At 64.6% G+C, this 12,647-nt stretch carries 13 protein-coding genes, 1 tRNA gene and 1 other annotated feature; of the genes, 4 read left to right on the forward strand and 10 right to left on the reverse strand.

Annotated features, from left to right (window positions below; translation table 11 throughout):
* Positions 1-26: 26 nt before the first annotated feature.
* The 4 genes from otnI to ltnD are packed head-to-tail and all read right to left on the reverse strand — an operon-like array spanning position 27 to position 3,577.
* Positions 27-800: a 2-oxo-tetronate isomerase gene (gene otnI / locus PG879_RS06095; RefSeq protein ID WP_210601709.1), complete on the reverse strand. Its 774-nt coding sequence runs from the start codon at positions 798-800 to the stop codon at positions 27-29.
* Positions 797-1,429: a 3-oxo-tetronate 4-phosphate decarboxylase gene (gene otnC, locus PG879_RS06100; RefSeq protein WP_041214644.1), complete on the reverse strand. Its 633-nt coding sequence runs from the start codon at positions 1,427-1,429 to the stop codon at positions 797-799. The genes otnI and otnC overlap by 4 nt, the downstream gene beginning before the upstream one ends.
* On the reverse strand, positions 1,422-2,672 hold the full coding sequence (gene otnK, locus PG879_RS06105) for a 3-oxo-tetronate kinase (protein WP_210601708.1): 1,251 nt from the start codon (positions 2,670-2,672) through the stop codon (positions 1,422-1,424). Before otnK ends, otnC begins: the two co-directional genes overlap by 8 nt.
* A complete protein-coding gene (gene ltnD, locus PG879_RS06110) occupies positions 2,669-3,577 on the reverse strand; it encodes an L-threonate dehydrogenase (protein WP_128313712.1) in 909 nt (302 codons plus the stop codon). Before ltnD ends, otnK begins: the two co-directional genes overlap by 4 nt.
* Before the next feature lie 256 nt (positions 3,578-3,833).
* On the opposite strand from ltnD, the gene PG879_RS06115 reads away from it, so the two are divergent.
* Positions 3,834-4,628, forward strand: coding sequence for a DeoR/GlpR family DNA-binding transcription regulator (locus PG879_RS06115; RefSeq protein WP_010673300.1), 795 nt, complete (start codon positions 3,834-3,836; stop codon positions 4,626-4,628).
* A 45-nt stretch (positions 4,629-4,673) separates the two neighbouring features.
* Here PG879_RS06115 and PG879_RS06120 read toward each other — a convergent pair whose 3' ends face one another.
* From PG879_RS06120 to PG879_RS06140, 5 genes are all read right to left on the reverse strand, one after another.
* On the reverse strand, positions 4,674-4,829 hold the full coding sequence (locus PG879_RS06120) for an entericidin A/B family lipoprotein (RefSeq protein ID WP_210601706.1): 156 nt from the start codon (positions 4,827-4,829) through the stop codon (positions 4,674-4,676).
* A 16-nt stretch (positions 4,830-4,845) separates the two neighbouring features.
* On the reverse strand, positions 4,846-5,904 hold the full coding sequence (locus PG879_RS06125) for a PQQ-dependent sugar dehydrogenase (RefSeq protein WP_210601705.1): 1,059 nt from the start codon (positions 5,902-5,904) through the stop codon (positions 4,846-4,848).
* Positions 5,905-6,063: 159 nt separating this feature from the next.
* Complete coding sequence (gene ppk2 / locus PG879_RS06130) at positions 6,064-6,888, reverse strand: polyphosphate kinase 2 (protein WP_210601704.1); 825 nt, start codon at positions 6,886-6,888, stop codon at positions 6,064-6,066.
* Positions 6,889-7,152: 264 nt separating this feature from the next.
* Positions 7,153-7,229 (reverse strand) — tRNA-Arg (locus PG879_RS06135).
* Between the two features lie 50 nt (positions 7,230-7,279).
* On the reverse strand, positions 7,280-8,431 hold the full coding sequence (locus tag PG879_RS06140; protein WP_039041370.1) for a flagellar assembly protein FlgT: 1,152 nt from the start codon (positions 8,429-8,431) through the stop codon (positions 7,280-7,282).
* Positions 8,432-8,696: 265 nt separating this feature from the next.
* Here PG879_RS06140 and PG879_RS06145 point away from each other — a divergent pair, with 265 nt between their 5' ends.
* Entirely contained in the window at positions 8,697-9,317 is a 621-nt protein-coding gene (locus PG879_RS06145; RefSeq protein ID WP_010673310.1) for a FlgO family outer membrane protein, read from the forward strand.
* 88 nt (positions 9,318-9,405) lie between these two features.
* Positions 9,406-9,831 (forward strand): LPP20 family lipoprotein, encoded by a 426-nt coding sequence (locus PG879_RS06150; RefSeq protein WP_010673311.1) that lies wholly within the window; start codon positions 9,406-9,408, stop codon positions 9,829-9,831.
* 580 nt (positions 9,832-10,411) lie between these two features.
* Here the strand turns inward: PG879_RS06150 and pheA are convergent.
* Complete coding sequence (gene pheA / locus PG879_RS06155) at positions 10,412-11,584, reverse strand: prephenate dehydratase (RefSeq protein WP_010673312.1); 1,173 nt, start codon at positions 11,582-11,584, stop codon at positions 10,412-10,414.
* Between the two features lie 38 nt (positions 11,585-11,622).
* Positions 11,623-11,756: a sequence feature (Phe leader region), on the reverse strand.
* A 191-nt stretch (positions 11,757-11,947) separates the two neighbouring features.
* On the opposite strand from pheA, the gene PG879_RS06160 reads away from it, so the two are divergent.
* Positions 11,948-12,547, forward strand: coding sequence for an HAD family hydrolase (locus PG879_RS06160; RefSeq protein ID WP_210601718.1), 600 nt, complete (start codon positions 11,948-11,950; stop codon positions 12,545-12,547).
* Positions 12,548-12,647: the final 100 nt, after the last annotated feature.

Here is a 12,647-nt window from a genome sequence, read left to right on the forward strand (position 1 = left end):
CTCAGACTCGTTCATGTTCAGGGTCGTTATTGTTGTGTCAGCCAGGCCAGCCCTTCCCGGGTGCCGGCTCTGGGGTTGTACTCGCAGCCAATCCAGTCGTGGTAGCCCGTCTGCGCCAGCACCTTGAACAGGTGGGGGTAGGCGATCTCCCCCTCGTCAGGCTCGTGGCGATCCGGCACCGAGGCTATCTGGACATGGCCGATGGCCGGGCCCAGCTTGCCGATGAGACGGGTGAGATCCCCGTCCATGATCTGGGCGTGATAGAGGTCGAGCTGCACCCCCACGTTGGGTCTGTCTATCTCCTGCACCAGGGCCAGGGCGTCGAGCTGGTGGGCCAGGAAGTAGCCGGGTACATCCCGATCGTTGAGTGGCTCGAGCAGTACCTTGATGCCGTCTTCGGCCAGGAAGTCGGCGGCGAAGCGGATGTTGTCGATCAGGGTCTGGCGGTGGGCCGAGAGGCTATGAGCAGGGTCCACGATGCCGCTCATGGCGTGTACCTTGGTGCAGCCGAGCGCCAGGGCATAGTCACGCACGCTTGGCAGGTGGCCGCGAAACTCCGCTTCCCGCCCCGGGATGGCGGCCATGCCGCGCTCCCCTGCCGCCCAGTTGCCCGGCGGCATGTTGAACAGGGCTTGGGAGAGCCCCTGCTCGCGCAAGCGGCGGCCCAGCTCTGCGGCCGGCCACTCGTAGGGGAAGAGGAACTCCACCGCCTCGAAGCCTGCGTCGCGGGCGGCGGCGAAGCGCTCCAGGAACGGCACCTCGGTAAACAGCATGGTGAGATTGGCGGCAAACTTGCTCATGGTTTCATCCTCCTCAATTCATCAATTTCGGGTTCGCTCAGGTAGCGGATGGAGTGGCCATGGAGCATCAGTGCCAGGCGCGCCGTCTCCTCCAGCTCTTCCATGTTGTTGACCGCATCCACCAGATCCTTGCCCGTCACCACGGGGCCGTGGTTGGCAAGCAGGAAGGCGTTGCCTTCGGGAGCGCGGCGCCCCAGCTCCTCGGCGATGCGGGCATCCCCCGGTTTGTAGTAGGGGATGAGCGGCAACTGGCCGACCCGCATCACGTAGTAGGGGGTGAAGGGGCGGATGACGTTGGCCGGATCCAGCCCCTCCAGACAGGAGAGGGCGGTCAGGTGGGTGCAGTGCAGGTGCACCACGGCCCGGCAGTCCGGATTGTTGTGGTAGATGGCGAGGTGGAAGGCCACCTCCTTGGAGGGGCGATCACCTCCCAGGTGTTCCCCCTGCAGGTTGACGTGAGAGAGCCTGTCGGCGCTGAGCCGTCCCAGGCAGGAGCCGGTCGGGGTGGCGATCAGGGTGCCGTCCGGCAGCAGGGCGGAGAGGTTGCCGGCGCCCCCGGTGGCATATCCGCGCTGGAAGAGGGAGGCCCCCAGCATCACCATGGTGTCGCGCAGTGCCTGTTCAGTCATGGAAGTACTCCTGAGCCTTGTCGAAGAAGTCGTCGCTCCCGAAATTGCCGGACTTGAGGGCCAGCGACAGGGGGGCGTCGATGGCCCGCACCCAGGGCACACCGGGGGCGATCTGCGGGCCTATGTGGAACGCCTTGACGCCGAGGGCCTGGGTGACCCGGCTCGAGGTCTCGCCACCGGCGATGATGAAGCGGTCCACCCCGGCGCCTTGCAGCAGTTGGGCGAGGCGGGCAAAGCAGTGTTCCACCGCGTCGCTGGCCGCCTGCTGGCCGTGGGTTTCCTGAATGCGGGCCAGCTCTGCCGGGCTGGTGGTGGCGTAGACCAGCGGCGCCGGGGTCCGGGGCTGGTCCAGTACCCAGCGCGCCAGCTCGGCCGGGTAGTCGGCCTCTTCGAGGCAGCGCACCACATCCAGCGCCAGGGCAGGAGCGTGCTGGCGATAGCGGGCCACCTGACGGTTGGTCATCTCGGAGCAGGAGCCCGACAGCACCGCGGCGCGGGTGCCTCTGGGCCAGCCCGCTTCGCGGGCACCCTGCAGATCGCCGCTGCCAAGCTGACGGGCCAGGCCGATGGCGAGGCCGGAGCCGCCGGTCACCAGGGGCATGTCGAGGGCGGCGGTGGCGATGTCCAGCAGGTGCTGCTCGGTCAGGGTGTCGACCACGGCGTAGCGCACACCCGCTTGCGTTAGCTGCTCAAAGGCGTCGGCAATGGCGCCGGGACCCTGTGCGATGGTATTGAACGGCACCAGACCGGCACGGCCCTGGGCCTGCCCCTCCATCAGCCGCAGCAGGTTGCTGTCGGTCATGGGGGTGATGGGGTGATGGCGCATGCCGGACTCGGCGAGCGGCTGGGCGCCGACGAAGAGGTTGCCCTGATAGACGGTGCGACCGTTTACCGGCAGGGCCGGGCAGATCAGGGTGAACTTGCTCTCCAGCGCGGCCAGCAGGGCGTCGGTGACGGGGCCGATATTACCCGCCGCCGTGCTGTCGAAGGTGGAGCAGTACTTCTGGTAGATGCGTGGGCAGCCGCGGGCCTTGAGCCAGTCGAGGGCCGCCAGGGAGTCGCGCACTGCCTCATCGGCCGGGCAGGAGCGGCTCTTGAGGCTGATCACCACGGCGTCGACCCCGGTCAGATCCGCCTCTGCCGGGATGCCGGCAAACTGGATGGTGGAGAGGCCGTTCTCCACCAGGAAACCGGCGATGTCGGTGGCGCCGGTGAAGTCGTCTGCGATGACTCCGAGTTTCATGCTTGCTCCTCCTGACCCGGCAGGGTGATGCCTGAGAAGATCTTGATGACGGCGCTGTCATCTTCCTGGCCGTGGCCCGCGTTGCTGGCACCGAGGAACATGTTCAGCGCCGTGCTCGCGAGCGGCAGCGGGAAGCGCAGCGCCTTGGCGGTGTCCGCCACCAGGGTGAGATCCTTGACGAAGATGTCCACTGCGGAGCGGGCCTGGTAGTCACCGGCCAGCACACGGGGCATGCGGTTTTCAAACATCCAGGAGTTGCCGGCGGCATGGGTCACCACGTCATACATGAGATCCAGGGACACGCCGGCCCGACTGGCCAGGGCCATGGCTTCGGCGGCCACCGCGATGTGCACCCCGGCCAGCAGCTGGTGGATGATCTTCACCGTGCTGCCTTGGCCCGGCTCGCTGCCGACCCGGTAGACCTTGCCGGCCACCGCATCCAGCACCGGGGCCAGCTTGTCGAAGGCGGCGTCGGCGCCTGCGGCCATCACCGTCATTTCGCCGGCATCGGCCTTGATGGCACCACCGGAAACCGGCGCATCCAGCATCGGCAACCCCATCAGCGCCAGCTCGGCAGCCAGGGCGCTCGCCTCTTCGGCGGCGATGGTGGAAGAGACCATGATGGCGGTGCCCGGTTTGAGGTGGCGAGCCAGCCCCGCTTCGCCGAGCAGGATGCGGCGCACCTGGGTGGCGTTGACCACCAGCAACAGCACGGCATCGAGCGTCTCGGCCAGGGGCCTTGCATCGGCCATGACGGCGGCGGCACCGGCCTGCTGCAACTGGCCGCGGGCCTGTTCGCTGAGGTCGATGCCATAGGTGGTGAGCCCGGCCCGCAGGCAGGAACGGGCGGCGCCCATGCCCATGGCGCCCAGGCCGATGACCGCAACATGATAGGGAGTGCTCATCTCGTGATTCCTCGATTACGACTGATGAGCAGATAGTAGAGGCTTGCGGCGATGAAATATCAGGCAGGCATCACAAAAAATAACTTATTTCGTGTTAATTTTTGTTATTTATGAGGATTGAGATTCTTTCGAGTCAAATTTTGGTGTTTTTTGTGTGAATAAATGTGATTTGTGAGCCCGTTTCAGGTTATTTATCATTTTTTCCCAGGTCGCTGGGGTAGAATGGCACCTTCCTTTTCCCGAGGCGCGAGGCAAGATGATTCCCGTAGAGCGACAGCAACGTATCCTGCAACTGCTGGCAGAGCGCGGCGTGGTCAGCATAGTGGAGCTGACCGACTGGCTGCAGGTCTCCCACATGACCATCAGGCGCGACATCCAGAAGCTGGAGGAGCAGGGGAGGGTGCTCTCCGTCTCCGGCGGGGTCAGCCTCTCCCAGCGGATCAAGAGCGAGCCCTCACACGCCGCCAAGCGCAGCCTGATGCAGGGAGCCAAGCTGGCGATCGCCCGGCTTGCCGCCGCCCAGGTGAGCGAGGGGAGCACCGTCTATCTGGATGCCGGTACCACCTCCCTGGAGCTGGCCCGGGAGCTGGCGCTTCGGGAAGACTTGATGATAGTGACGAACGACTTCATGGTGTGCGCCTACCTCATCGAGCACGGCCGCTGCCGCCTCTATCACACCGGGGGTCAGGTCATTCGCGAGAACCAGTCCTGTGCCGGGGAGGCCACCGCCCACTTCCTGCGCAACCTCCATCTGGACATCGCCTTCCTGTCAGCCTCCTCCTGGGACAGTCAGGGGATCTCCACCCCGAGCGAACAGAAGGTGCCGGTGAAGCGGGCCGTGGTGGAGTCGGCGGCGACCCGCATCCTCATCTGCGATTCGTCCAAATATGGCAAGGTGGGGACCTTCAACGTGGTGAGCTGGGATGCGATCGATCAGGTGATCACCGACGAGCAACTGCCCCAGAGCGCCCGCGAGGCATTGGCACAGCACGGGGTCAGGGTGACCATGGCGCCGCTGGCCAGTCTGGTGGCCAGCGCCGAACAGGGGTAAGGAAAGGGGCGACAGGCGGCGAACCACAGCGTCACCCGGCCGGGATCAGCGACCCTCTGCCGCCGGCTCCTCCGCCAGGTTGGCGGAGCCCTGGATCACCTCCCCCGCCTTCTCGATGTCCCGTCCCATCCCGTGGATGGTGTTGCAGCCCAGCAACCAGAGGCTGGCGCAGAGCACCAGCAGCATGCGATTCGTCTTCATCCTTGCTCCTTTCATGCTATGGGGTCAGTTTGAGCAGGCGCCCCTGGCCTGAATCCGTCAACAGGTAGAGGGCGCCGTCGGGGCCCTCCTTGACGGTACGGATCCGCTCCCCCAGATCGGTCAGCAGCCGCTCTGCCGACACTATCTTGTCTCCGTCGAGGTGCAGGCGCAACAAGGTCTGACCGCGCAGGGCGCCGACGAACAGATCCCCCTGCCACTCCCTGAACAGGTTCCCCTGATAAAAGGCCATGCCCGAGGGGGCGATGGAGGGCACCCAGATCCAGCGCGGTGCCGTCATGCCCGGCGCGCTCTGGCCCACGCCAATCTTGCCGCCCCCGTACTCCTCGCCAAAGGTCACTCTGGGCCAGCCGTAGTTGTGGCCTGGCAGGATGAGGTTGACCTCGTCCCCGCCCTGGGGACCGTGCTCGTGAGCCCAGAACTGCTGGCTGCCCGGACGCAGGGCCGCCCCCTGCATGTTGCGATGGCCCAGGCTCCAGATCTCCGGCAGGGCCCCCGGCGTCTTGACGAAGGGGTTGTCGGCGGGGACCCGGCCATCCTTGTGCAGGCGTACTGTCTTGCCGAGGTGGTTGTCCAGCGTCTGGGCCCGCTCCCGCTCGCTGTAGCGATCCCCCAGGGTGATGAAGAGGTGGTCATCCGTCAGCACCAGGCGAGAGCCGAAATGGGCGCCGCCAGCCACCTTGGGCTCTTGGCGAAACAGCAGTTGCCAGTCGACGAGGGCGTCTTTTTGCAGCCGGGCCCGGGCCACGGCGGTGCCGGCGCCCCCGTCCCCCGGCTCGCTGTAGCTGAGATAGAGCCAGCCATCGCTGTCCAGGGCGAGATCGAGCAGACCCCCCTGGCCCGTGGCGGCGAGGGGCGGCAGGCCGGAGACCACATGGCGGTTGCCACCCGCGTCGATGCGCAGCAGGCGCCCAGGGCGCTCGCTGACGAGGTAGCCGCCATCCGGCAGCAAGGCGAGCCCCCAGGGGTGGCGTAGCTCCCCCGCCACCGGGGTCAGGGTCAGCGCCCGCACCGGGAGCACCAGGCAGACAAGCAGCAGGGCAAACAGTCGCAACATGGGGGCCTCCTCGCTCGGCCAGACCTGAATGTCGCTGAAGTATAGGGGAGGCAAACGGGAAAACGTGAGCAACAACAAGCCATTGGATGATACCGGCAGCGCCGGTTGTCCCTTGGGGCAGGAAGGGAAAGGGGGTGAGCCAGGGCTCACCCCCTCTGGCTAGAAGAGGGCTGGCACGATGCGAAGCGGGTGCTCCGATGGTTTGACTTTGCCTATCTTGCGCTTGGGCCGCTTCACCGGCTCCGCCGGCAGCGCCTCGTAGGGGATGTGCGCCAGCAGGTGGGAGATGATGTTGAGGCGCACCCGTTTCTTGTCCTCGGAGTGGGCCACGAACCAGGGGGCCCAGGCGGTGTCGGTGGCGATGAACATGGCATCCCGCGCCCGGGTGTAGTCATCCCAACGATCGAAGGACTTGATGTCCATGGGGGAGAGCTTCCAGATCTTGCGGCCATCGTCGATGCGATCACGCAACCGCCGCTCCTGCTCTTGTGGGGTCACCTCCAGCCAGTACTTCAGCAGAATGATGCCAGAGTCCACCAGGGCTTTTTCCACCATGGGGGTGCCAGCCAGGAATTTGTCGCTCGCCTCCTCGCTGCAAAAGCCCATGATGCGCTCCACCCCGGCCCGGTTGTACCAGCTGCGATCGAAGATGACGATCTCCCCCGCCGCCGGCAGATGGGGGATGTAGCGCTGGAAGTAGAGCTGGCTCTTCTCCCGCTCCGTGGGGGCGGGCAGTGCGACGACCCGAAAGACCCGGGGGCTGACCCGCTCGGTGATCGCCTTGATGGTGCCCCCCTTGCCGGCCCCGTCGCGCCCCTCGAAGACGATGCAGACCTTGAGCCCCTTGTGCACCACCCACTGCTGCAGCCTGACCAGCTCCACGTGCAAGAGGCGCAGCGCCTTTTCGTATACCTTGTTGCCAAGGGGCTTTTGCGCCTCGGCCACGACCGGTTCTTCCGTTCTGGATTTTCGTTTGCTGCCCATGATGTCCTTCTCTGTGTCTCGGCGAATGGAGGGCCGTCCTGCAGGACGGCGCCCTTCAAGGGTAGATGACGGTGTACCGCCACCGGGAGTGGCAACTACCGGGGGATGGCCGGGATCATCTTTGGTGGGGCTCGCGGGGTTGTTGGTGGCAGTGAGACATTGAAGAGGGGGGGGGGCGGGACCTGGCCGCCATGGATGCAGGGGAAATGGCGCAGAAACGCACAAGGGGCTGGCATCATGACGATGCCAGCCCCTTGCTGTGTATGGCGTTCCCGACTGGAGTCGAACCAGTGGCCTGTCCCTTAGGAGGGGACCGCTCTATCCTGCTGAGCTACGGGAACCTTGTGGCGGGCATTATACAAGAAGCATTGTGCTTTTAAACCCTTGATTCCTATTCCAATACGGCCAGGTCACCGATTTGGACATTGAACGGCGAATATTTGTTCTGACTGCTGATGATGGCGCCATCCTCGAACACCTGTACCACCTCGAACAGACCGTCAGCGGGGTTGCGCATCACCCTGGACTTGCCATAGGGGTCGACGAAGTCGGCGCTGTGCTGGACCCGGAACTGGTCCCCGAGCTTGACCCCGTTGCGACGGCCCAGGTTGATGTGGGGGCCGCGCTCGTGCTGGGCCACGATCCGGGCGGTGACGGGGGCACAGGCGAGTTCGGCGGCGATGTCCTGGGCCGCCTCCTTCAACTGGTAGCCCACCTCCTGGCCAAAGCTCGACTGCCAGAACTGGCCGCCGCTGCTGCCCACCTGTTCCCGCTTGGAGAAGGTCCAGTTGGCGCGGCCCTTGTACTCCTTGCGGCCGAGCAGGCTGCCGTTGATGCCGTCGAACAGGTAGAGCTGCATGGAGAAATTGCGCACGGGATCCTCATACCAGCTGGTGAGGGCGTTGCCCTGGGGCTCGAGGGAGAGGTCGTCGATGCTGCCGAGCACCAGATACTGGCTGTCGGTGCGCAGGCTCAGGGCCTTGATCTCCTCGAGGGCGCTGCGATCCCCCTGTTGCAGATGGAGAGGGTCGATGCGCAGGTTCTCGTCCAGCCACTGGCGTGCGACCACCTGGGGCGTCGTCGCTAGGGTTTCAAACAGCCGGCGGGAGAGATCGGCGGGCATGTCGTCCAGGGCACCGGTGCTCGCCTGGTCCGGGTAGCGCATGCGCAGACGCACCAGCGTCAAATCCTTGGCGTAGTGCTGGGTCTGGCAGATCTGCCGCTCCGCCTGGATGTCGGCCACGAGGGTGATGTACATGCGGCCGTTGCGCACCTCTTCGCGCTTGAGGCGGTACTGGCGGATGTCGCCGCCGGAGCGGATCTGGATCTGCTCGGAGCGCAGGCTGCCGTTTTCCAGGCGCTGGATGCTGGAGACGGAGGCACCGCTGGCCAGCAGCGCCTGGCGCAGGGCATCCCGGGTCGCCTGCTCGCGGGCGTAGACCTCGTCGCCCCCCAGAATGGCGGCACTGCCCTGGGCCTCGATAAGTTCGGCCCTGGCCGACAGGCTGGCCAGCAGCAGGGTGAACAGCAGCGAAACTTTCATAACAAACACCTTGAGTGGGCGACCCCGCTGCCGCCGGTGGGGCGGGTCAGGGATCCTGGACACAGATCCGGTCTGCACCGGAGCGGGTGACCAAATAAAAGCAAGAACCATGCCTTCTTCCCTGGCCGGAGCACGCGCGGTAGGCTCCGGTGGCACAGTGCGCGCCTTTGCCCGGGGATCATCGAGGATCCTGCGCGCATTCCCGCCTCAAGTGTTGGCGGTTGCGACCGATAACAGGTCAGGTGCAGATACAGGAAAGGTATCCATGAAGAGAGTTATCACGGTGCTGGCGGTGGCGCTGGCATTGGTCGGTTGCGGGTCGGCCGACCCCATCAATCGGGAGCTGGGAGACCCCCGCCAGGCGGCGAAGGGGATGGAGCTCAACTGGCTGGTGGCCCGCATGACGGATCAGCTGATGGAGCGCAAGTCCCTCACGACCCTGACCGAGCCCATTGCGGTCGCCTCCTTTGTCGATCTCGACACCCTGAAGGACACCAACTGGATGGGGCAGCAGATCGAGGAGAGCTTCATCTACGAGCTGAACCGGCGCGGTGAGGTGGTGGTGGACTTCAAGACCACGGGCAACATCCAGGTGACCCCGCAGGGGGATTTCGTGATGAGCCGCAACTACAAGGATCTCTCGTCCCGGCTGCCCATCTCCCGCATCCTGACCGGCACCTTCAGCCGCAATCAGCAGGGGATCCTGGTCAACGCCCGCATCATCGATCTGCGCACCAAGATGGTGGAGACCACGGCCCAGAGCCTGATCCCGAAACAATATTTGTCCGGTGCCAGCAACTCCTTTGGCCGGGCCTCCATCAATCGCGGTTACCTGATGCGGGGGGGCCAGAGCCCGTCCGGCCATCTGGTCAACCTGACCCCTTGAGGTGGCGCGTCATGAAGCGTGAAGCGGGCTGGCTGACATTGAGCCGTGAAACATCGGGTGTGGTGAACAGGAAAACGGGGAAACAGCGATGAAAATCTTGTTGGGTTGCCTGATGGCCATGTTGCTGACGGCGTGCAGTGGCAACCGGGTGGTGAACTATGACGTGGGCGAGAAGCCCGATGATTTCCCGGTGCTCAAGGCGGTGGGGTATGCGGTGATCGACATCCAGCCCGGTCCCTCCCAGTCCGAGAAGATGTTGCAGGCGATCCGCGCCTCCAAGATGGACGCCTACCGGGAGCTGGCGGAGCAGCTCAACGGCCAGCAGGTGCGCGGCCAGAGCAGCTACAAGGACCTGACCCAGACCTCCAACTCCCTGGATGTGTCGGTGGCGGGTATGGTGCGCGGTGCCCGGGTGGTGGCGACCTATCCCCGTGGCAACACCTATGCCACCGAGCTGGAGCTCGACACCCGCAACCTCTATCACCTGAACCAGCTGATGGCGGGCCAGTTCTAGGGCGGGTCCGGGGGGCGCCGGCATGAGCCCGGCGATCATCACGGCACAGACAAAGGCGAGCGCAGGCTCGCCTTTTTGTTTGGTCGGGAAGGGGCTCGGATCTGCGGGGAATAACCGGGGTTGGCGCGTTGGACTGCATTGGGCCTGGGGAGGATAACCGGGGTTGGCGTCTTGGTGGGGAACTGGTCTTCGGCAGGAGAAACGGAGTTGATGGCCGGGCGGGATCCGGCCTGTGGCGAGGAAAAAGGGGGCTGAGGTAGTACAAGAGGCGCCCGGGCGCCGGAATGTCGGCCTTTTTTGTTTAGGGAAATCTAACGATATAGCCATGTCGTTAAATAAAGCCAAACGATAGAAAGGCCCGGCAGGCGGCAAAAGGGGGCCGCAACGGGAGGAAGATGGCCTGATGGTGAGTGGAAAGACAGCAGCGCCAGGATCCCGGGTCCACGAGGAAGGGGGTGGAGGGCGGTTTAACGCCGGAAGGGAAGGGCGGGACTGGGCCGCGTCTCACGGGGAGGGCGCATAGAGCACAAAGGCGAGCCGGGGCTCGCCTTTGTGTGGCAGGGGCGGGATCCGCTCCCCATCAGCTTCCCATCAAGACGGGCGGCACGGCGGTCGGCTTGACGTCTTCACTCGGGTAGCAGCCCAGCACCTTGATGTAGCGGGTGATCTTGGTCAGCTCCAGCAGGGCGGCCTGCATGGCCGGGGTCTGCAGGTTGGCGGAGACATCCAGGTAGAACATCTCCTCCCAGGGGTTGCCCTGCACCGGACGGGATTCCAGCTTGGTCATGTTGATCTCGTGGCTGCGCAGCACCAGCAGCGCCTCCACCAGGGAGCCCGGCTTCTGGGAGGTGGACATGATGAGGGTGGTCTTGGCCGGGATCTGGGGCGCCACGTCGATGGGCTTGCGCGCCACGACTATGAAGCGGCTGTAGTTCTCCTTCTGGTTGGCGAGCTGCTCGGCCAGCACGTCCAGGCCATAGAGCTCGCCGCCGGCGGCGCTGCCGATGGCCGCCGCTTCCGGGCTTGCCAGCTCCTTGACCTTCATCATGGCGCTGGAGGAGGAGTCGCAGATCTCGTGGCGCGCCCCTTCCAGCTTGCTGAGGTAATGGGAGCACTGCTGGAACACCTGGGGATGGGCGTAGAAGGTCTTGATGCGTTCGATCTCGGTGGGCACGGCGGTGAGGATGCAGTGCTCGATGGGATAGGTGAGCTCACCCACGATTGAGAGGGTGGTGTGCTGCATCACGTCGTACACCTCGTTGATGGAGCCCGAGCTGGTGTTCTCGATGGGCAGCACCCCGAAGGCGGCGCGGCCCGACTCCACCGTGTCCAGCACCTCGCGGAAGTTCTGGCAGTTCACCTCGATCACCTGATCCTTGTAGCGGGCCAGGTACTTGCGGGCGGCCAGGCTCGAGTAGGAGCCGCGTGGTCCCAGGTAGGCAACGCTGGTCATGGGCTCCTGCTGCTGGGGGTTGAGCAGGCTCTGCAGGTAGGCCTGCTGGGAGAGCACGGAGTCTTCGATGATGGTGTGGTAGATGCGGGTGATGTACTGGGCATCCAGTCCGAGGGCGCGCCCTTTCTGGATCAGGGCGACCAGCAAGTCCTGCTCGCGCTGGTGGTCACGGATGGGACGGGGATTGGCCTGCTTGGCGCGGGCGACCTCGATGCTGAGGGTCTTGCGTTTGGCCAGCAGGGCGAGCAGCTCCTGATCCAACTGGGTGATGTCGTGTCTGATCTCGTCGAGCGTTGCCATGGTGGTTCCCTATCCAGTGATTCTGTGGTGTGTGGTGCAAAAAAAAGCCTCCGCTGGGGAGGCTCGATTCGTCTTTGGTTTCTGTTTACGCGAATGGTTCACGTGACGACGGGCCTTCCCTCATGTGGGCCGGGTAAACGAGAAAACAAAGAAGAATGGTGTGTTCATGGGCGTGTCCTGAATGTAACGCCATAACCATTAAGGGATTTGGCGGTGCGATGCAAGTAAAACTTGCCCGGGGGCGTTGAACGGGGCAGGGTGGTGGCTCGGGTTGCCGGGGGAGAGTGAGCGTCGTTCTGGTCCCTGTTTATGGCAACCGCCGTGACCACATCCGTGGCAACAACACATAGAGGGGACGAGACGATGGCGGTGATCTTCGATCTGGGCAGGGTGGTGGTGCGCTGGGATCCGGTGGCCATAGTGAGTGGGGTGCGCGGACCCGAGGGGGCGACTGCGATCGCGGAGCAGCTGTTCAACCACCCGGACTGGCTGGAGGTGGACAGGGGGACCCTCTCCCTGCACACCATGGCCCGTCAGGCGCAGGGGCGCATCGGCCTGTCGATGGCGGAGAATCTGGCCATCTTGCAGGCGGTGCCGTCCTCCCTTGTGCCGGATCCTGCCATGGTGGCGCTCATCGAAGAACTGCACGGTGCAGGCCACCCCCTCTATGCCCTCTCCAACATGGGGCACGCCAGCATCGACTGGCTGGAGCAGCATCAGTCCTTCTGGCGCTTCTTCAGCGGCAAGGTGGTGTCGGCCCGGGTGCGGATGCTCAAACCCGAGCCCGACATCTACCGCTATCTGCTGGTGTCGTTCGACCTCAAGGCTGGGGAGTGCCTCTTTATCGACGACAGCCCGGCCAACGTGGCGGCGGCCGAGGCGCTCGGTCTGCGGGGGCTGATCTTCACCGATCCGGCCCGGTGCCGGGCGTATCTGATCGCTCAGGGGTTGTTGCCTGCCTGAGGAGAGCCAGTTTCGCTTCGCAGCGAAAAAAGTGTGCAAAACCTTGATTGAGGGCAAATAACGTACAGCTTTATCCATGCTCTTTAAGTGTATATTCAGC

Origin of the sequence: Aeromonas sp. QDB63 (assembly GCF_027707425.1) — a bacterium.
Lineage (GTDB): Bacteria > Pseudomonadota > Gammaproteobacteria > Enterobacterales > Aeromonadaceae > Aeromonas > Aeromonas caviae.

What these genes read in the sequence shown, in the direction of transcription:
- PG879_RS06145 (WP_010673310.1), top strand. Translation starts at nt 8,697, where the DNA reads ATGAAGAGAGTTATCACGGTGCTGGCGGTGGCGCTGGCATTGGTCGGT.
- PG879_RS06115 (WP_010673300.1), top strand. Translation starts at nt 3,834, where the DNA reads ATGATTCCCGTAGAGCGACAGCAACGTATCCTGCAACTGCTGGCAGAG.
- otnC (WP_041214644.1), bottom strand. Translation starts at nt 1,429, where the DNA reads ATGACTGAACAGGCACTGCGCGACACCATGGTGATGCTGGGGGCCTCC.
- otnI (WP_210601709.1), bottom strand. Translation starts at nt 800, where the DNA reads ATGAGCAAGTTTGCCGCCAATCTCACCATGCTGTTTACCGAGGTGCCG.
- ltnD (WP_128313712.1), bottom strand. Translation starts at nt 3,577, where the DNA reads ATGAGCACTCCCTATCATGTTGCGGTCATCGGCCTGGGCGCCATGGGC.
- ppk2 (WP_210601704.1), bottom strand. Translation starts at nt 6,888, where the DNA reads ATGGGCAGCAAACGAAAATCCAGAACGGAAGAACCGGTCGTGGCCGAG.
- otnK (WP_210601708.1), bottom strand. Translation starts at nt 2,672, where the DNA reads ATGAAACTCGGAGTCATCGCAGACGACTTCACCGGCGCCACCGACATC.
- PG879_RS06150 (WP_010673311.1), top strand. Translation starts at nt 9,406, where the DNA reads ATGAAAATCTTGTTGGGTTGCCTGATGGCCATGTTGCTGACGGCGTGC.
- PG879_RS06125 (WP_210601705.1), bottom strand. Translation starts at nt 5,904, where the DNA reads ATGTTGCGACTGTTTGCCCTGCTGCTTGTCTGCCTGGTGCTCCCGGTG.
- PG879_RS06160 (WP_210601718.1), top strand. Translation starts at nt 11,948, where the DNA reads ATGGCGGTGATCTTCGATCTGGGCAGGGTGGTGGTGCGCTGGGATCCG.
- pheA (WP_010673312.1), bottom strand. Translation starts at nt 11,584, where the DNA reads ATGGCAACGCTCGACGAGATCAGACACGACATCACCCAGTTGGATCAG.
- PG879_RS06120 (WP_210601706.1), bottom strand. Translation starts at nt 4,829, where the DNA reads ATGAAGACGAATCGCATGCTGCTGGTGCTCTGCGCCAGCCTCTGGTTG.
- PG879_RS06140 (WP_039041370.1), bottom strand. Translation starts at nt 8,431, where the DNA reads ATGAAAGTTTCGCTGCTGTTCACCCTGCTGCTGGCCAGCCTGTCGGCC.